Source organism: Enterobacter sp. MGH120 (assembly GCF_001037725.1).
In the GTDB taxonomy this organism is placed as follows: domain Bacteria; phylum Pseudomonadota; class Gammaproteobacteria; order Enterobacterales; family Enterobacteriaceae; genus Enterobacter; species Enterobacter hormaechei_C.
Genome location: NZ_KQ089940.1, coordinates 1039855 through 1058948, shown reverse-complemented (window position 1 = coordinate 1058948; position 19094 = coordinate 1039855). Strand labels below are relative to the sequence as shown.

At 56.4% G+C, this 19094-nt stretch carries 19 protein-coding genes; 12 read left to right on the top strand and 7 right to left on the bottom strand.

Features of this window, described 5'->3' with window-relative positions; translation table 11 throughout:
* Positions 1–44 precede the first annotated feature (44 nt).
* Together SK54_RS05015 and uxaC are read right to left on the bottom strand one after the other, a co-directional pair.
* The gene (locus SK54_RS05015) at positions 45–1532 is read right to left on the bottom strand and encodes a UxaA family hydrolase (RefSeq protein WP_015571940.1); all 1488 of its coding nucleotides are present in this window, start codon (positions 1530–1532) and stop codon (positions 45–47) included.
* Between the two features lie 17 nt (positions 1533–1549).
* Positions 1550–2962 carry a glucuronate isomerase gene (uxaC, locus tag SK54_RS05010; RefSeq protein WP_048246827.1) on the bottom strand — a complete coding sequence of 471 codons (1413 nt, stop codon included), beginning with the start codon at positions 2960–2962 and terminating at the stop codon, positions 1550–1552.
* Between the two features lie 475 nt (positions 2963–3437).
* Between uxaC and SK54_RS05005 the strand changes: the two genes are divergently transcribed.
* The 11 genes from SK54_RS05005 (at position 3438) to SK54_RS04955 (ending at position 10813) form a co-directional block, all read left to right on the top strand.
* Positions 3438–4736 (top strand): MFS transporter, encoded by a 1299-nt coding sequence (locus SK54_RS05005; protein WP_047747010.1) that lies wholly within the window; start codon positions 3438–3440, stop codon positions 4734–4736.
* Between the two features lie 197 nt (positions 4737–4933).
* On the top strand, positions 4934–5710 hold the full coding sequence (gene exuR / locus SK54_RS05000; RefSeq protein WP_003862635.1) for a transcriptional regulator ExuR: 777 nt from the start codon (positions 4934–4936) through the stop codon (positions 5708–5710).
* Between the two features lie 342 nt (positions 5711–6052).
* Positions 6053–6715: a DedA family general envelope maintenance protein YqjA gene (yqjA, locus tag SK54_RS04995; RefSeq protein WP_003862638.1), complete on the top strand. Its 663-nt coding sequence runs from the start codon at positions 6053–6055 to the stop codon at positions 6713–6715.
* 2 nt (positions 6716–6717) lie between these two features.
* Positions 6718–7101: an EnvZ/OmpR regulon moderator MzrA gene (gene mzrA / locus SK54_RS04990; protein ID WP_003862640.1), complete on the top strand. Its 384-nt coding sequence runs from the start codon at positions 6718–6720 to the stop codon at positions 7099–7101.
* Between the two features lie 143 nt (positions 7102–7244).
* Positions 7245–7613 carry a DUF1090 domain-containing protein gene (locus SK54_RS04985; protein ID WP_047051210.1) on the top strand — a complete coding sequence of 123 codons (369 nt, stop codon included), beginning with the start codon at positions 7245–7247 and terminating at the stop codon, positions 7611–7613.
* 29 nt (positions 7614–7642) lie between these two features.
* Positions 7643–7948 carry an ElaB/YgaM/YqjD family protein gene (locus SK54_RS04980; protein ID WP_003862645.1) on the top strand — a complete coding sequence of 102 codons (306 nt, stop codon included), beginning with the start codon at positions 7643–7645 and terminating at the stop codon, positions 7946–7948.
* 2 nt (positions 7949–7950) lie between these two features.
* Positions 7951–8349: a phage holin family protein gene (locus tag SK54_RS04975; RefSeq protein ID WP_003862647.1), complete on the top strand. Its 399-nt coding sequence runs from the start codon at positions 7951–7953 to the stop codon at positions 8347–8349.
* Complete coding sequence (locus SK54_RS04970) at positions 8346–8642, top strand: YqjK-like family protein (RefSeq protein WP_003862649.1); 297 nt, start codon at positions 8346–8348, stop codon at positions 8640–8642. Before SK54_RS04975 ends, SK54_RS04970 begins: the two co-directional genes overlap by 4 nt.
* Before the next feature lie 247 nt (positions 8643–8889).
* A complete protein-coding gene (locus SK54_RS04965) occupies positions 8890–9282 on the top strand; it encodes a DoxX family protein (RefSeq protein WP_039269694.1) in 393 nt (130 codons plus the stop codon).
* A 72-nt stretch (positions 9283–9354) separates the two neighbouring features.
* Positions 9355–10341 carry a glutathione S-transferase family protein gene (locus SK54_RS04960; RefSeq protein ID WP_017382429.1) on the top strand — a complete coding sequence of 329 codons (987 nt, stop codon included), beginning with the start codon at positions 9355–9357 and terminating at the stop codon, positions 10339–10341.
* Between the two features lie 106 nt (positions 10342–10447).
* A complete protein-coding gene (locus SK54_RS04955) occupies positions 10448–10813 on the top strand; it encodes a DUF805 domain-containing protein (RefSeq protein ID WP_015571946.1) in 366 nt (121 codons plus the stop codon).
* A gap of 38 nt (positions 10814–10851) precedes the next feature.
* Here the strand turns inward: SK54_RS04955 and yhaJ are convergent, their stop codons facing one another.
* Entirely contained in the window at positions 10852–11754 is a 903-nt protein-coding gene (yhaJ, locus tag SK54_RS04950; protein WP_003862655.1) for a DNA-binding transcriptional regulator YhaJ, read from the bottom strand.
* A gap of 104 nt (positions 11755–11858) precedes the next feature.
* Between yhaJ and SK54_RS04945 the strand changes: the two genes are divergently transcribed.
* A complete protein-coding gene (locus SK54_RS04945) occupies positions 11859–12560 on the top strand; it encodes a pirin family protein (protein ID WP_017382430.1) in 702 nt (233 codons plus the stop codon).
* A gap of 80 nt (positions 12561–12640) precedes the next feature.
* Here SK54_RS04945 and SK54_RS04940 read toward each other — a convergent pair whose 3' ends face one another.
* From SK54_RS04940 to tdcD, 4 genes are all read right to left on the bottom strand, one after another.
* Entirely contained in the window at positions 12641–13945 is a 1305-nt protein-coding gene (locus SK54_RS04940; RefSeq protein ID WP_015571948.1) for an L-cysteine desulfidase family protein, read from the bottom strand.
* Between the two features lie 20 nt (positions 13946–13965).
* Positions 13966–15297 (bottom strand): SLC5/6 family protein, encoded by a 1332-nt coding sequence (locus tag SK54_RS04935; RefSeq protein ID WP_017693942.1) that lies wholly within the window; start codon positions 15295–15297, stop codon positions 13966–13968.
* 274 nt (positions 15298–15571) lie between these two features.
* Complete coding sequence (pflB, locus tag SK54_RS04930; RefSeq protein ID WP_048246824.1) at positions 15572–17866, bottom strand: formate C-acetyltransferase; 2295 nt, start codon at positions 17864–17866, stop codon at positions 15572–15574.
* Between the two features lie 15 nt (positions 17867–17881).
* A complete protein-coding gene (gene tdcD / locus SK54_RS04925; protein WP_048246822.1) occupies positions 17882–19090 on the bottom strand; it encodes a propionate kinase in 1209 nt (402 codons plus the stop codon).
* Positions 19091–19094: the final 4 nt, after the last annotated feature.

Here is a 19094-nt window from a genome sequence, read left to right as displayed (position 1 = left end):
GGTTCAGTAGGTCGGGTAAGCGCTAGCGCCACCCGACAAAGCACTTATAGCGTCACACCACTCTTAAAGATCGCCAGCTCGCGGAAGTCGTTCTTCTCGTTGCAGGTCTGCCTGCCGCTGGCAAATTCCACAATCGTGTCCACGAATTCGCTCAGCAGCTGCGGCATCGCTTTGCCGTGGATCAGCTGGCCGGCATCAAAGTCGATCCAGTGTTTTTTCTTCGCCGCCAGCTCGCTGTTAGTGGCGATTTTCACCGTTGGCACAAATCCGCCGTACGGCGTGCCGCGCCCGGTACTGAACAGCACCATGTGACAGCCCGCTCCCGCCAGCGCACTGGTGGCGACCGCATCGTTGCCCGGTGCGCTCAGCAGGTTCAGACCGTGCGTTTTCAGCCGTTCACCGTAGCGCAGCACGTCCACTACCTGGCTGGCGCCCGCTTTCTGGGTGCAGCCCAGGGATTTCTCTTCCAGCGTGGTTATCCCACCCGCCTTGTTACCCGGCGACGGGTTCTCATAAATCGGCTGGTTATGGGCGATGAAGTACTGTTTGAAATCGTTGACCATGGTGACGGTCTTCTCAAAGGTCTCTTCGTCGCGGCAGTGGCTCATCAGAATGCGCTCTGCGCCGAACATCTCCGGCACTTCGGTCAGCACCGTGGTGCCGCCGTTGGCGATGACGTAATCTGAGAAGCGGCCCAGCATCGGGTTAGCGGTAATGCCGGAAAGCCCGTCAGATCCGCCGCACTCCAGGCCAAACTTCAGTTCGCTCAGCTTGCCCGGCTCGCGCTTGTCGTGACGCATCACCTCATACAGCTGGTGCAGCTGTTCAACGCCCGCTTCCACTTCGTCGTCCTGGTGCTGACACACCATAAAGTGCACGCGCTCGGGATCGAACTCGCCCAGCGTGTCGCGGAAGGCGTCGACCTGATTGTTTTCACAGCCGAGGCCAATCACCAGCACCGCCCCCGCGTTCGGGTGGCGCACCATATTTTGCAGCATGGTGCGGGTATTGATGTGGTCGTCGCCCAGCTGGGAACAACCGTAGGTATGGCTGAACAGATGCACGCCGTCGGTGCCTTCAGCATTGTTGGTCTCTTTCAGGAAACGCGTCTGAATTTGACGCGCGATCCCGTTCACGCAGCCGACGGTCGGGAGGATCCACAGTTCATTGCGGATCCCCACCTCCCCGCTGGCGCGGCGGTAGATCTGCACCTCACGATCGGCCGCCTGTCCTTCTTCTGCCTGGAAGTCAGGTTGATAGCTGTACTCGTCCAGATCGCTGAGATTGGTGCGGGTATTGTGGGAATGAATGTATTCACCCGGCGCAATATCCGCCAGCGCATGACCGATGGGCAAACCGTACTTCACCACGTTCTCCCCTTTCGCGATGGGGATCAGGGCAAACTTATGTCCACGTCCAATGGCCTGGCGTAACGTCACCGACTGGTTGTCGAAGGTCACTTCCGTCCCTTCGGCTAAATCGGCCAGCGCGACGGCAACGTTATCCAGCGAATGGATTTTGATGTATTGCATATCAACCTCAAACGGCCTTAGTTCAGTTCAATGGCGAAGTAGTCACGCGCATTGTTAAAGCAGATGTTTCTCACCATTTCGCCCAGCAGCTGGATATCCGCTGGCGCTTCGCCCGCGTGCACCCAGCGGCCAATCATCTGGCACAGAATGCGGCGGAAATATTCATGGCGGGTATAGGAGAGGAAACTGCGGCTGTCGGTCAGCATGCCAACGAAGCGGCTCAGCAGGCCGAGCTGCGCCAGCTGCGTCATCTGACGCTCCATGCCGTCTTTCTGATCGTTAAACCACCAGCCGGAACCGAACTGCATCTTGCCCGGCATCCCTTCGCCCTGGAAGTTGCCGATCATAGTGCCCAGCACTTCGTTATCGCGCGGGTTCAGGCAGTACAGAATGGTTTTTGGCAGCAGGTTTTGCTCGTTCTGTTTGCTCAGCAGTTTTGACAGCTCTTCCGCCATCGGACGGTCGTTGATGGAGTCAAAGCCCACGTCCGCGCCCAGCAGTTTGAACTGACGCTGGTTGTTATTACGCAGCGCGCCGATGTGATACTGCTGAACCCAGCCGCGACGGGCATATTCCGCACCGAGGAACACCAGCACCGCGGTTTTAAACTGCGCCACTTCGTGCTCGCTCAGGGCTTCGCCGGAGAGACGACGCGCCAGAATGCTGTCCAGCTCAGCTTCGCTGGATTCCGCGAACAGCACTACGTCCAGCGCGTGGTCAGACACTTTACAGCCGTGTGCGGCAAAGTGATCCAGACGTTTGGTCAGCGCGGTTTGCAGATCGCCAAAGCGACGGATATCGGTGTCAGACACTTCCGCCAGCTTCGCCATATAGTCGTTAAAGGTCGGCAGTTCGATGTTGAAGGCTTTATCCGGCCGCCAGCTTGGCAGCACTTTGATGTCAAACGTGCTGTCCTTCGCGACAACCGCGTGGTGCTCCAGAGAGTCGACAGGATCGTCGGTGGTGCCCACCATCTTCACGTTCATCTGCTTCATGATACCGCGCGCCGAGAAGCTATCCTGCGCCAGCAGTTCGTTGCACTGTTCCCAGATTTCATCCGCCGTGGCGGGAGAGAGCAGCTTGCCGGTGATACCAAACGGACGACGCAGTTCGAGGTGCGTCCAGTGGTATAACGGGTTACCGATGGTGTGGGGAACGGTAGCCGCCCAGGCGTCAAACTTCTCGCGATCGGTCGCGTCGCCGGTACACAGGCGCTCGGCCACGCCGTTGGTGCGCATTGCGCGCCACTTATAGTGGTCACCCTTCAGCCAGATATCATACAGGTTTTTGAAACGGTAATTTTCGGCAACCTGCTGCGGCGGTAAATGGCAGTGGTAGTCGAAAATCGGCTGGTCTTTTGCGTAGTCGTGGTACAGGCGGCGAGCAAATTCGGTATCTAACAGAAAATCGTCGGTCATAAACGGTGTCATTATCGTCTTCCTCATTACGGGAGCGTCAGAAAGCTTATGTTCAGATGCTGCAAAGTTATCACACCAATTTCCAGAGTCCGACGTTTTTTTCGTGAGTTAGATCAATAAACGTCGACAAATAAATTACCCTCAAAGGGGTAAACCCTCTCGCAGGCCGCGCCAGTTCTGGCTTTACGCGCGCCGCATAATGTCCCTACAAAGATTCACACTTTTGTGATGTCACTCACCTTTTAAAGTTGTATGACAAGTTATCTTTTCGCCGTCGCAAACTATAAGCCGACGGAATGCATTACCGGTGTTTGATACATCGGATTTAACGGTACGGAAGCCGACTTAGCACGATTACTTATGGCAAGGTTCGGGCCGTTCCGGGACAGGTTCCCGGTTACGCCCCTCCCGTTACAGAACAGCTCCCGGCAACGGTTGAGTTGTTGCCGTGTCCCGACACGGAAATAACATAACGATGAGGTTTTACATGCGTAAAATTAAAGGGTTACGTTGGTACATGATCGCACTGGTGACGCTCGGCACCGTGCTGGGCTACCTGACACGTAACACCGTGGCAGCAGCGGCGCCAACGTTGATGGAAGAGTTACATATCTCCACGCAGCAATACTCTTACATCATTGCGGCTTACTCTGCCGCTTACACCGTAATGCAGCCTGTTGCAGGTTATGTTCTTGATATTCTGGGTACAAAAATTGGTTATGCCTTCTTCGCTGTAGCCTGGGCCGTCTTCTGCGGGGCGACCGCGCTAGCCGGCAGCTGGGGCGGACTGGCCCTGGCGCGTGGTGCGGTAGGTGCTGCCGAAGCGGCGATGATCCCCGCGGGTCTGAAAGCCAGCTCTGAATGGTTCCCGGCAAAAGAGCGTTCTATCGCTGTCGGTTACTTCAACGTGGGCTCCTCCATCGGGGCGATGATTGCTCCGCCACTGGTGGTGTGGGCGATTGTGATGCACAGCTGGCAGATGGCGTTCATAATCTCCGGTGTGCTGAGCTTTGCCTGGGCCATGGCGTGGCTGATCTTCTATAAACACCCGCGCGACCAGAAAAAGCTTTCTGACGAAGAACGTGACTACATCATTAATGGTCAGGAATCCCAGCATCAGACCGACAACGGCAAAAAGATGTCCGTCTGGCAGATCCTGGGCACCCGTCAGTTCTGGGGTATCGCCCTGCCACGCTTCCTGGCAGAACCGGCCTGGGGTACGTTTAACGCCTGGATCCCACTGTTCATGTTTAAAGTTTACGGCTTTAACCTGAAAGAGATCGCGATGTTCGCCTGGATGCCAATGCTGTTTGCAGACCTGGGCTGTATCGTCGGCGGCTACCTGCCACCGCTGTTCCAGCGCTGGTTTGGCGTGAACCTGATTGTGTCCCGTAAGATGGTGGTCACCATGGGCGCCCTGCTGATGATCGGCCCGGGCATGATCGGCCTGTTCACCAGCCCTTACGTGGCTATCGCCCTGTTGTGTATCGGGGGCTTTGCTCACCAGTCTCTGTCCGGTGCGCTGATTACGCTCTCTTCCGACGTGTTTGGTCGTAACGAAGTCGCTACCGCCAACGGCCTGACCGGGATGGCCGCCTGGACCGCAAGTACCCTGTTTGCGCTGGTGGTTGGCGCGCTGGCGGATACGATTGGTTTCAGTCCGCTGTTCGCGGTACTGGCTGTCTTCGACCTGATGGGTGCGGTGGTTATCTGGACGGTACTGAAGAGCAAATCCGCCGATGAACTGGCGAAAGAGTCCCTCGGGGGACCGGCGACGCAGAGTTAGTGTTGTTATGCCGGGTGGCGGCTCCGCCTTACCCGGCCTACAAAACCCAATAAAATCGTAGGCCGGGTAAGCGCAGCGCCACCCGGCAAAATCTTCTCAAAAGCCGCCTCCGGGCGGCTTTTTTCATGGCGAAATCTGGAGAGTGGCACGCAAAAGTGGTATAACAAATCATTCGCCGTACCCTGTCTGGAGCGCATATGGAAATCACCGAATCACGTCGTTTATATCAACAACTTGCCGCCGAGCTGAAAGATCGCATCGAGCAAGGGGTCTATCTTGTCGGTGATAAACTTCCCGCTGAGCGTTTCATTGCGGATGAAAAAAGCGTCAGCCGCACGGTGGTCCGCGAAGCTATCATCATGCTGGAAGTGGAAGGGTATGTTGAGGTACGCAAAGGATCCGGCATTCATGTGATTTCCAGCCAGGCGAAACACTCCCCCACCCCGGACGAAAGTCTGGAGTTTGCCAGCTACGGTCCGTTTGAGCTTCTCCAGGCACGCCAGCTGATTGAAAGCAACATTGCGGAATTTGCTGCGACGCAGGTGACCAAGCAGGACATCATGAAGCTGATGGAAATCCAGGATCACGCGCGTAAAGAAAAATGTTTCCGCGATTCCGAATGGGACCTGCAATTCCACGTCCAGGTCGCCCTTGCAACTCAGAACACGGCGCTGGCGGCAATCGTTGAAAAAATGTGGACTCAGCGCGTTCACAACCCGTACTGGAAGAAATTGCACGATCACATTGATTCCCGCACGGTGGATAACTGGTGTGACGATCACGACCAGATTCTTAAAGCCCTGATTCGTAAAGATCCGCATGCGGCGAAACTGGCAATGTGGCAGCACCTGGAGAACACCAAACAGATGCTGTTTAATGAAACAAGTGATGACTTTGAATTTAACGCTGACCGCTATCTTTTTGCCGATAATCCGGTCGTTCACCTCGATACCGCGACCAATCTCGCAAAATAATCCCCCGAACGGCTGGCAGGCGCACCGCCGCGCCTTCCGGCCAGACAGGGTAAGAAAACCTCTATAGTGTCAGCCTTTGTAAAATTTCTCGCTCCCCTCCGTGGCTTACGCCAAAATCGTGTTTCCCCTCAAATTCTGTGACGCAGAACGTCGGGCTTTGTTACAATTGGATTCACTTCGTTATTTTGTAAGTTAGTGCTTGCTAACCAGCCAATTAACAGGGAACAGTGTTGGCCACACATCAATGTGTCCGCGAGCGACCATAATGAAATCATAACAATGTCGCCGTGCTGTATTTCCCGAATTACAGGCGTGACGTTAACCGATTTCCAGGAACACTGAATGGAACTTTTGACCCAACTACTGAACGCCCTCTGGGCTCAGGATTTCGAAACGCTGGCCAACCCGTCCATGATTGGCATGCTCTACTTTGTATTATTTATGATCCTGTTCCTTGAGAACGGTCTGCTGCCTGCTGCCTTTTTACCCGGCGACAGCCTGCTGGTGCTGGTCGGGGTGCTCTGTGCAAAAGGGGCGATGGCTTTCCCGCAAACGGTCCTGCTTTTGACCATTGCCGCCAGCCTGGGCTGCTGGGTGAGTTACATTCAGGGACGATGGCTGGGCAACACGCGAATCGTCCAGAACTGGCTTTCGCACCTTCCGGCACATTACCACCAGCGGGCGCACCACCTTTTCCATAAGCATGGGCTTTCCGCCTTGCTGATCGGCCGCTTTATCGCATTCGTACGCACCCTGCTGCCCACCATTGCGGGCCTGTCCGGCCTGAGCAGCACGCGCTTCCAGTTCTTTAACTGGATGAGTGGCTTGCTTTGGGTGCTGATCCTGACCACGCTCGGCTACGCGCTGGGTAAAACGCCGGTCTTTATGAAATACGAAGACCAGCTGATGTCTTGCCTGATGCTGCTGCCCGTCGTTCTGCTGGTGTTTGGCCTGGTCGGGTCCCTGGTCGTACTGTGGAAGAAGAAATACGGAGCCAGGGGTTAACGATGGTTATCTCCCCGCTCGCGCTGCGCCGCTTCTCTTACGCCATCGTCGCGCTGATGATGTTCAGCGCTCTTATCCTGCTGTGGTCTGCGCTACAGCATCAGGAGTCGACGCTGGCTATCCGTCCTGTGAGCCAGGGAACCAGCGTGCCGGATGGTTTTTCCATCTGGCATCATCTGGACGCGAACGGGATCCGCTTTAAGAGCATCACGCCGCAAGACGATGTGCTGCTGATAAAATTTGACTCCAGTGCGCAAAGCGCCGCGGCGAAAGCCGTGCTGGACCGCACGCTGCCGCAGGGTTACATCATTGCGCAACAGGATGATGACAGCCACGTCGCCTCCTGGATGTCACGGTTACGCGACACGTCGCATCGATTTGGTTAACGACTAATATTCCGAATATTTTCACCTACTTTGGTGAAACTCCCGTTTACTTACTATGCTTAAGTACGCGGAGCACCCCTCAGATGTTCTCCGCTTAGTTCTGGAACACGGCTTACGCCGTAACACAATGGAAGGTTTCTATAATGAAATACCGCATCACTCTGGCTCTGGCCCTTTTTTCTTTAAGCACAGCTTCCTTCGCTATGTCTCTTTGTCAGGAGAAAGAACAGGATATTCAACGCGAAATCAGTTATGCCGAAAAGCATAACAATCAGCACCGGATCGACGGGCTGAAAAAAGCGTTGAGCGAAGTGAAAGACAACTGTACGGACAGCAAGCTGCGTGCCGATCATCAGAAAAAAATCGCTGAACAGAAGGACGAGATAGCCGAGCGCCGTCAAGACCTTCAGGAAGCGAAAGCTAAAGGTGATGCGGAAAAAATTGCCAAGCGCGAGAGGAAGTTGCAAGAGGCGCAGGACGAACTGAAAGCGCTGGAAGCTCGCGATTATTGAGTTAACGGAAATCTCAACAGGAGAGAATCATGTCAAAAGATACAACTTCAGAAAATCTGCGCGCTGAACTGAAATCCCTGGCGGACACCCTGGAAGAGGTGCTGAACTCTTCTGCGGATAAATCGAAAGAAGAAGTAAGCAAACTGCGCAGCAAAGCGGAGCAGGCACTGAAAGAGAGCCGTTACCGTCTGGGTGAAACCGGTGATGCGCTGGCGAAACAGACCCGCGAAGCGGCAGCGCGCGCAGACGAATATGTACGTGATAATCCATGGACGGGTGTGGGTATTGGCGCCGCAGTAGGTGTGGTGCTGGGTGTCCTGCTGACGCGTCGTTGATTATGGAAGATCCACGTCACGCACAAGGGCCTGCTAAAAACGTCCTCGGCATCGGCCAGCGTATTCTGACGACGCTGGTCGGGATTGCCGAAACGCGCGTCCGGCTTGCGGTAGTGGAACTGGAAGAGGAGAAAGCCAACCTCTTCCAGATGCTGCTCATGCTTGGGCTTACGATGCTCTTTGCCGCGTTTGGACTGATGAGCCTGATGGTGTTAATTATCTGGGCTATCGATCCACAGTATCGTCTGAACGCGATGATTGCGACTACCGTGGTTCTGCTGGTGGCGGCGCTGATAGGCGGTATCTGGACCCTGCATAAAGCGCGCACGTCGACCTTCCTGCGCCATACGCGCCAGGAGCTGGCCAACGACCGCGCCCTGCTGGAGGATGATAAGTCGTGAGCGACAAAGCCGAACGACAAAAGCGGAAAGCGTATCTGTTGAGCCAAATCCAGCAGCAGCGGCTGGATTTGTCTGCCAGCCGTCGAGACTGGGTTGAAGCCACGCATCGGTTTGACCGCGGCTGGAACACGGTCCTGAGCCTGCGCTCATGGGCGCTGGTCGGCAGCAGCGTGATGGCGATCTGGTCGGTTCGGCATCCTAACATGCTGATCCGCTGGGCACGCCGCGGCTTTGGCGCCTGGAGCGCCTGGCGTCTGGTGAAAACCACGCTGCGACAACAGCAGTTGCGCTAGCCTTCTTGCCGGGTGACGCTGCGCTTACCCGGCCTACGATTGCGTGTAGGCCGGGTAAGGCGTAGCCGCCACCCGGCAAAACCCCCTCCCTTACTCAATATCTTTGAAGAAGATTAACAGTTTTCCTTGCTAACATTTGCCATCCGCCCCGTTTACACTCCTCTCCATCGACAGCAAAGACGCGGTATCTACCCGAATTTGCACGCAAATAACGTTTAGCCGCTGATGTGGTTTCCTGGAGAGTAAAATGAAAAAATTAGAAGATGTTGGTGTACTGGTAGCGCGTATTCTGATGCCTGTTCTGTTCATCACCGCAGGCTGGGGCAAAATTACCGGCTATGCGGGCACTCAGCAGTATATGGAAGCGATGGGCGTGCCGGGGTTCCTGCTGCCGCTGACCATTCTGCTTGAGTTCGGCGGCGGCCTGGCAGTGCTGTTCGGTTTCCTGACCCGCACCACGGCGCTGTTCACCGCAGGCTTTACCCTGCTGACCGCGTTCATCTTCCACAGCAACTTTGCGGAAGGCGTGAACTCCCTGATGTTCATGAAAAACCTGACCATCGCGGGCGGCTTCCTGCTGCTGGCTATCACGGGTCCGGGCACCTACAGCATCGACCGTCTTCTGAATAAGAAGTGGTAAGCAGGCTATACTGATTACATTCAAAGCGAGGAGACATCTCCTCGCTTTTGCTATCTGACGGAGGAGTAAAAAATGGGACAACTCGTAGACGGCGTCTGGCAGGATGTCTGGTATGACACCAAATCCACCGGTGGACGCTTTAAGCGCTCTGTTTCGGCCTTCCGTAACTGGCTGACCGCCGACGGCGCACCCGGCCCGAGTGGCGAAGGGGGCTTTGCGGCGGAAAAAGATCGTTATCATCTGTATGTTTCTCTCGCCTGTCCGTGGGCGCACCGCACGCTGATTGTGCGCAAACTTAAAGGTCTCGAATCGTTAATTCCGGTTTCGGTGGTCAACCCGCTGATGCTGGAAAACGGCTGGACGTTCGACAGTGGCTTCCCGGCCGCGACGGGTGATGAGCTTTATCATCACGATTTCCTGTATCAGCTCTATCTGCGCGCCGATCCGCACTACACCGGACGCGTAACGGTGCCTGTGCTGTGGGACAAGAAAAACCAGACGATCGTCAGCAATGAATCCGCTGAAATCATTCGCATGTTCAATACCGCGTTTGACGCTCACGGTGCACGCGCCGGGGATTACTACCCGGTTGAGCTGCGCGAGAAAATTGACGAGCTGAACGGCTGGATCTACGACAACGTCAACAACGGCGTCTACAAAGCGGGCTTTGCGACCAGTCAGGAAGCGTACGACGAAGCGGTCGGCAACGTGTTTGGATCCCTGGAGCGCCTGGAGCAGATCCTCGGCCAGCATCGTTATTTAGCGGGCGATCGCCTCACCGAAGCAGACATCCGCCTGTGGACGACGCTGATCCGCTTTGATCCGGTATATGTCACCCACTTCAAGTGCGACAAGCATCGCATCAGTGATTACCTGAACCTGCACGGTTTCCTGCGCGACATCTATCAGATGCCGGGGATTGCGGAGACGGTCAATTTTGACCATATTCGCACCCACTATTTCCGCAGTCATAAGACCATCAACCCAACGGGCATTATCTCCATTGGCCCGTGGCAGGACCTGGATGAACCGCACGGGCGCGACGTGCGTTTCGGATAATTATTTAGGGAATCAATTGATTCCCTTTTTTAATTCACAGCATACATCTATCCTTACCTCGATCGCTTAGAAAACAAGTGATTGACTGATTAAGAGGCAAGGAAAAATGGACTGGTATTTAAAGGTACTGCGCAACTACGTTGGATTTGGTGGCCGTGCCCGCCGTAAAGAGTACTGGATGTTCGTTCTGGTGAACTTCGTCCTGATTATGGTGCTGGGCATTGTGGACAAGATCCTCGGCTGGGAACGCGAGGGGGGTGAAGGCATTCTCACCACCATTTATGGTGTGTTAGTTCTGCTGCCATCATGGGCCGTACTGTTTCGTCGTCTCCACGACACCGATCGTTCGGCGTGGTGGCTGCTGTTGCTGTTGATCCCGCTTATCGGCTGGATCGTGATTTTGATTTTCAACTGTCAGAGCGGAACGCCGGGCGAAAACCGCTTTGGTCCGGATCCTAAAGCAAGCGCGTAAATTCTGCCCGGTGGCGCATACGCTTACCGGGCCTACGCTTATTTGTTGTGGTGGGCAAAGAGCTTGGGAATTTCACGCAAACACCACGATTTGGCTTCGCCCATGCTGTCGCGACGCCACGCCATAATGATATCCACTTCGCTGGTGTATTCCGGGCTGACGACGCGCAGCCGCCCTTCTGCAATGTCCTTTTCGACAAACGGATACGGCATAGTCGCCACGCCCAGCCCCGCCAGGAGTGCCTGTCGCTTATCTTCCAGCGACGTTACCGTCAGTCGCGGCTGTTTATCCAGCAACTGTACCGTTAACACCGGGCGCTCTCGGGCGGTATCCGCGACCGCCACACCGCGGTATTTCACGCGCGTGACCTCAGAGAGCGGCTCCGGCTCCTGATGGATAGGGTGATCCGGGGCGGCGACGTAGACGTTCATCACGCTGTACAGTTTGCGCGAATTGATTTCTGACGATGAGCGGAAATGCATGTCCGGCGCAATCACGATATCCGCCCTGCCCGTCTCAAGACGCTCCCACGCCCCGGCCAGCACCTCAGTGATGATCGACAGCTGGGTATTGGCTTTCGCGGCCAGTCTGTCCACCAGCGGGAACAGCGCCTCGGTGGGCACCAGCGCTTCGGTCACCAGCGTCAGATGGGTTTCCCAGCCGCGGGCCAGCGCTTCGGCATCCGTCGTGAGCTTATCCGCCGCTTCCAGCAATACGCGGCCGCGCTCCAGCAGCATCCGCCCAACGTTGGTGAATTTTGTTCGATGACCGGAACGGTCAAAGAGCACCACATCCAGCTCCTCTTCCAGCTTTTGCATGGTATAGCTCAGGGCAGACGGAACGCGCCCCAGTTCATCTGCCGCCGCGGCAAAACTGCCGCGCCTGTCAATCGCGTCCATGACGCGAAGCGCCTCAAGCGTCAATGCTCTCTCTTTAGCCATCTCGTTCTCATTCAGGAAATTTGAACATACCAGGCAGAATATCTGGCTAACAATGCAGCGTCCATACCTTTACCATTGATTTAGTGTAAAGAGAGGTCAAGTTTATGATTACGACAAGAACAGCGAAACAGTGCGGACAAGCCGATTTCGGTTGGTTGCAGGCCCGCTACACCTTTTCCTTTGGACACTACTTTGACCCTAAACTCCTCGGTTACGCTTCACTGCGCGTATTGAATCAGGAAGTGCTCGCCCCGGGCGCGTCCTTCCAGCCGCGCACGTACCCTAAAGTCGATATCCTGAACCTGATCCTGGAAGGCGAGGCAGAATACCGCGATAGCGAGGGCAATCATGTCCAGGCGAAGGCTGGCGAGGCGCTGTTAATTTCCACGCAGCCAGGTATTAGCTACAGCGAGCATAACCTCAGCAAAGATAAAACGCTGACCCGCATGCAGCTGTGGCTGGATGCCTGTCCGGAGCGGGAAAATCCGCTGGTGCAAAAAATCGATCTGAAGGGCGGTAAACAGCAGCTGATTGCCTCGCCAGACGGCAGCAAAGGCAGCTTGCAGTTGCGCCAGCAGGTGTGGCTGCACCATATCGAACTGAAAAAAGGTGAACAGGCGAGCTTCCAGCTTCATGGCCCGCGTGCCTATTTGCAGTCCATTCACGGAACGGTGCATGCGGTCACGCATACGGAAGAGAAAGAAGCGCTCACCTGCGGTGACGGGGCGTTTATTCGTGACGAAGCGAATATCACCCTGGTTGCCGATACGCCGCTGCGCGCGCTGCTGATTGATTTGCCGGTTTAAGATCAACACGCCCCCTCGCTCGATCGGTTCCCTCTCCCTATGGGAGAGGGTTAGGGTCAGGGGTAACGGGTTGGATTAAATCACAACACCTTACTCGCCATAATCTCAATGATCTGCCGGTCCGTCGCCTGCATTGAGCGGCACGCCAGAGCGCACAGGTTAGAGATAGACTGTTCCACGTCGTGCGCCACAATCCCCTCGTTACCCGTCACCGCAGTATCATCCAGCGCCATCATCACGGCTTTCCAGGCGCTGGTGACGCTGGTCGAGACCTTCATTGCGCAGCTGTTAGAGGCCCCATCGCAGATCATCCCGCTCACGTCGCCGATCATACTGCCGATCGCCATGGCAATGGTCTGGTAAGATCCGCCCATCAGCCACGCCATCCCCGCCGCTGCCCCCATTCCGGCCGTTGTCGCCGCGCACAACGCGGACAAGCGCGGAAGCTGGTAATGGATATAGATAGCCGACAGATGCGAGAGCATCAGCGCCCGCGCCAGCCGTTCGTCATCGGCCTGAACGTGCTCAGCCACCACCACTACCGGCATGGTGGCGGTGATGCCCTGATTCCCGGAACCCGAGTTGCTCATCGCCGGCAGCGTCGCGCCTCCCATGCGGGCATCCGAGGCTGCGCTGGTGCGGATAATAATGTCTGATCCCAGATCCTGCGCCATCCAGCCGCGTGCGCGCTGTTTATTGAGCGTCGCGCCAATATGCAGCCCCCAGTTGCCACGCAAACCTTCGCGGGAGAGCGCATCGTTCAGCCGCCCCGCATCGAGGATAAAGCGGATCGCGTCAAACGGCACCTGCTCTACAAACTCAAGGATCTGCGACAGCGTGGTGGTCGAGAGTACCGCCAGCGGATCGTCGTTGTTCTGGCTCTGACGATCGTCAAGCCTGAAGCGCGTTTCGCCCTGACAAACTACCTCCACCACGCGAGTGTGCCCGCCAGCGATGGTCACCATCGCCGAGGATTCACCGACGTAAACGCAGGCGCGTGAATAGAGGATCTCCTCGCACGGCTCCTGCAATTTCACCTGCACCAGACCTGCGTTCAGCAGTGCTTTGGCGCGCGTTAGCGCCTCGGCCGACGCGTCTTTCAACACCTCCAGCCCGGCGTGTGCATTACCGCCTGTCGCCCCCAGCGCGGCCGCGATGGGTAAACCGACCATACCGGTGCCGGGCACCGTTACGCCAAGCCCGTTTTTCATCAGGTTCGGCGATACCCACGCCTCGATACGCGTCACCTCACCGTCAAGCTGTCCGGCAGCCATCGCGCACGCCAGCGCCAGCGAGACGGGTTCGGTACAGCCCAGCGCAGGCTTTACCTCTTCCTGCACGGCGCGAATAAAATGGTTCCATAAAGGATTAATTTGCTCAGACATCGTTACGACCTTATTTAACCTCATGAGAAGGCGAGGAAAGGAGAAACACAAAGCAGCAGCCCGGTAATCACAATAATCACCAGCGATACGCCTTTATATTTATGAAGTGCGGGCACTTTGTAGACCAGCCACGCCGGAATTAAGCAACCCACCATCCCGAAAATAGGGCTACAGATGGAGGTAAAGCTCAGCACCGGCGCGTTTAACACAATCGCGCTCCAGGCAAGCAGGATAGCGAACAGCATAATCCCGCGCTGGACGGTGCTTTCATTGATTTTCTCCGCCGGCATTTTGCGGCGCAGGATGTTCATCACGATGCCCTGCGTCGCCTCACGAAAGCCGAGATAGACGCCAAAGAACGCGGTCATCACGGCAAAAATGTTGAGGATCACGCTGACGATTTTGACCCAGCCCGCACCGTCACCGCTGATGAACTGTGCTGCGATTGCCAGGGCGGAAATATTCTGCTCGTAGGCTTTTACCGCCTCGTCGTGCCCCATCGCCAGCGTAAAGGAGACCGCGTAGAAAAAGACCGTCACAAACAGCACGCCAAAAGCGATATTCATTGCCCGCAGCGCTTTATGACGCGCCACCTCTACGGATTTTTCCCGTGAACGATAGGAAATCACCATCGGGCTTAATGTCTGAATAAACAGAATGGAGGTTAAGGTGAAAGGCAGCGTAATAATGGCATTTTTAATCAGCAGGCCCATCGGCGGCAGCATACCGACGTTGGCTAAATGCCAGAGGCCAATCATCGAAAGCCCCAGCGCCGCAACCACAAATAATTTGGTCAGCACCATCAGGCTGGAGACTTTAAACAGCAGTTTTTCACCTCGCGACGAAATGGCGACCAGAATGCAGATCAGGAATAAGCCGTAGAACGGATTTTCCGACAGCAAACCGTCGGTTACGCCGAAGGTGTGTAGGTAGGATGCGCTGTCGTTGGTGATAGCCGTGGAATAGACAAACATCCAGATCACCAGCATCACGAAATAAAGCGCACCCAATAAGATGCCCCAGTTTTTACCTAAATAACCGCTAATGACGCTCGGGTAATCTTTGCATTCCGGTGATTCCGCCAGCGTATTAATAAACAGGCGCTGGAACAGGTACATAGCCGGATAACCAATTATCGACGAGAGTAAAAACACCCACAGCCCCATTAACCCGACCTGCACAGGAAGAAAAACGATGCCCGCGCCGATAGCCATCCCGATACTCATGATGACCCAGCCCGTATCGGTGCTGTCGAATTTGATCGCCTCTCGCCATTCGCTTTCGCTCATTCCCGCCCGCCTTGCCGCAGGGGAATCACTCACAATCACACTGCTGTTTGTTGCCATATTCATTGGGCACTCGCTTATTTTGTAGGGTAACTGGTTGTTTTTATAAGGTTCCGATCGCCAGCGATTGCGAGTCAGAGGGTGCAGGTGTGAGTTATTGATATGGGAAGATCATATCCGGAGCGCGGGAGAAAAAAGTCACAACTTTTATAGGGATTTTCTAAAGCGAGAGAATAATATTACTTCTGGATAGCAGAAAGGAGAGTAAGTTTTCTAAAATTGACGGCGTTCACAAAATTAAAAGCCTCCCCATTTGAGGAGGCTGAAGATGAAGCCTGTATTACATCGCCTGCGTAAACGTCCTCGAAATCACGTCCTGCTGCTGCTCGCGCGTCAGGGCGTTAAACCGCACCGCATAGCCTGAAACGCGGATCGTCAGGTTCGGATAGTTCTCCGGATGGGCAATGGCATCCAGCAGCATCTCCCGGTTCATCACGTTGACGTTCAGGTGTTGCCCGCCCTCAATGGTCGCTTCGTGGTGGAAGTATCCGTCCAGCAGCCCGACAAGGTTGGTTTTGCGCACCGGCTCGTCCTTGCCCAGTGCCTGCGGCACGATGGAGAAGGTGTAGGAGATCCCGTCTTTGGCATAGGTGAACGGCAGCTTGGCGACCGAGGTTAACGACGCCACCGCCCCTTTTCTGTCGCGCCCGTGCATCGGGTTGGCGCCAGGCGCAAACGGCGTGCCGCCGCGACGTCCGTCCGGCGTGTTGCCGGTCTTCTGCCCGTAAACCACGTTGGAGGTGATGGTCAGGATCGACTGCGTCGGTACCGCGTTGCGGTACGTCGGCAGCGCCTGGATTTTCTTCATAAAGCGCTCAACCAGATCGCAGGCGATACTGTCCACGCGATCGTCGTTGTTGCCGTACTGCGGATAGTCGCCTTCGATGACGAAATCGACCGCCAGACCGGTGTGGTCGCGCACCGGTTTTACCGTGGCGTATTTGATGGCCGACAGGGAATCCGCCGCCACCGACAGCCCGGCAATGCCGCAGGCCATGGTGCGGTAGACGTCCCGGTCGTGCAGCGCCATCAGCGAGGCTTCGTAGCTGTATTTATCATGCATATAGTGAATGAGATTCAGCGCGCTGATGTACTGCACCGCCAGCCAGTCCATGAAGTGATCGAGGCTCGCCATTACGGTGTCGTAATCCAGTACCTCATCCAGCAGCGGCTCGGTTTTCGGCCCCACCTGGATCTTCAGCTTCTCATCCACCCCGCCGTTGATTGCATACAGCAGCGTTTTCGCCAGGTTGGCGCGTGCGCCGAAGAACTGCATCTGCTTGCCGATCACCATCGGGCTGACACAGCAGGCAATGGCGTAGTCGTCGCTGTTGAAGTCGGCGCGCATCAGATCGTCGTTCTCGTATTGCAGCGAGGAGGTGACGATCGACACCTGCGCGGCGTATTTCTTGAACGCGATCGGCAGTTGTTCGGACCAGAGGATCGTCAGGTTTGGCTCCGGCGCAGGCCCCATGGTGTGCAAGGTATGCAGGTAGCGGAAGCTGTTTTTGGTCACCAGCGTACGGCCATCCAGCCCCATGCCGCCAATCACTTCCGTGGCCCAGATCGGATCGCCGGAGAAGAGCGTGTCGAACTCCGGCGTGCGCAGGAAGCGCACCATGCGGATCTTCATGATGAAGTGGTCGATCAGCTCCTGGGCCTGCACCTCATTCAGCCTTCCTGCCTGCATGTCGCGTTCAATGTAGATATCAAGGAACGAGGCCGTGCGCCCCAGCGACATCGCCCCGCCGTTCTGGGATTTCACTGCGGCAAGGTAGGCAAAGTAGACCCACTGCACCGCTTCCTGCGCATTCATCGCCGGACGTGAAATATCAAAGCCATAGTTCGCCGCCATCTGCTGGATCTGGAGCAACGCACGTTTATGCTCCGCCAGCTCCTCGCGCAGGCGGATCGTGGCCTCCAGATCTTCTCCGCGCTCCAGTTTCCCCTGGAGATCGGCGAACTGAAGTTCACGCTCGCGCACCAGATAGCTGATACCGTACAGCGCCACGCGACGGTAGTCGCCGATGATGCGTCCGCGCCCGTAGCCGTCCGGCAGACCGGTCAGCACCCCCGATTTGCGGCAGCGCATCATCTCCGGGGAGTAAACGTCAAACACGCCCTGGTTGTGGGTTTTGCGCAGGTCTGTGAAGAGATATTCAAACTGCGGATCCATCTCGCGACCGTAAGCTTCGAACGAACTGCGGATCATGTTGATCCCGCCGTACGGATGCAGGGCGCGCTTGAGCGGCTTGTCGGTTTGCAGGCCAACGATCGTCTCCAGCTCCTGATCAATATAGCCCGGCCCGTGCGCGGTAATAGTAGTGGCGATGTTGGTGTCAAAATCCACCGGAGCGTGAGTAGCATTCTCCTGACGAATGCCGACCATCACCTTCTGCCACAGCGCCGTCGTTGCTGGCGTCGCCTGCGCGAGGAAAGCTTCATCGCCTTCATAAGGGGTGTAGTTATGCTGAATAAAATCGCGCACGTTAATGGCGTTTTTCCATTCTTCACCGCGAAACCCGGCCCATGCGTCGCTGTAAGGCGCGACGCCCGTATCGATTGTTACTTTCATCAGATTCTCGCTTTATCAGGCGTAAGCCGCAGCCGGAGTAACCTTCCCAAGACGGAGGGCGTCCAGTGCGATCATTTTTTCTTCATTGGTAGGGATCACCGCGCAGGCCGCGCGGGACGACTCGGTGGAGATCACGCGCTCGCCCGCGCTGCCCGGCAGGGCATTTTTGGACTCGTCGAGGATGATGCCAAACACCTTAAGATGCTCCACCACCAGCGCGCGGATAAGCACGGAGTTCTCACCGATCCCGCCGGTAAACACCACGCCATCCAGACGGTGCAGGGACGCGGCATGACCGGCGATATGTCGCGCAATCCGGTGGACAAAGGTCTTTATTGCCAGCCGCGCCCGCTCGTTGCCGTCATGCCAGGCTTTCTCCAGCGCGCGCAAATCGGAGGAGATGCCAGAGATCCCCAGCAGCCCGGACTCTTTGTTGACCACGCGCTCCAGATCCTCGAACGACTGGCCGGTCTGCCGGGCAATCCACGCCATCGCGCCAAAATCCACGTCGCCGCAGCGCGTGCCCATCACCAGTCCTTCAAGCGGCGTCATCCCCATGGACGTGTCCACGCTTACGCCGTTACACACCGCGCAGATGGACGCCCCGTTGCCGAGATGGGCAATCACCAGGCCGCTGTCATCGGGAGAGAGCCCGAGCAGCGCGTGCGCCTGCGCCGACACGTAGCGGTGAGAGGTGCCGTGGAAACCGTAGCGACGCACGCCCAACTCTTCAAAATAGCGGTACGGCAAGCCGTACAAATACGCCTGCGGCGCCATGGTCTGGTGGAAGCTGGTATCAAATACCGCCACCTGCTGCACGCCGGGGAACAGGCGCCCGGCGGCTTCCACGCCGCTCAGGTTGGCGTAGTTATGCAGCGGCGCCAGCGGGGAGACCTGGCGGATCTGCGCCATCACCTCTTCCGTGATCAGGGTCGACTCGCTGAAGAGGTCGCCGCCGTGGGCAATGCGATGGCCAATCAAGGCCACGCTGCCCATCAGGTTGCGTTTCTCCAGCTCCAGGGCGATGGCGGCCAGCGCCCCTTCGTAGTCCTGGTGAGCCAGTCTGACCGGCTCACCCCCATTCACGGAAATAAAGGCTTTTTCTGTGTTGATGCCGTCCGCAATGCCCGTCATCAGGGCATCGCAGCCTGCGGCGTCCAGCACCGAGAACTTAACAGAGGACGATCCGCAGTTAATGACCAGTACTACCGGAAACTCAATCATGGTA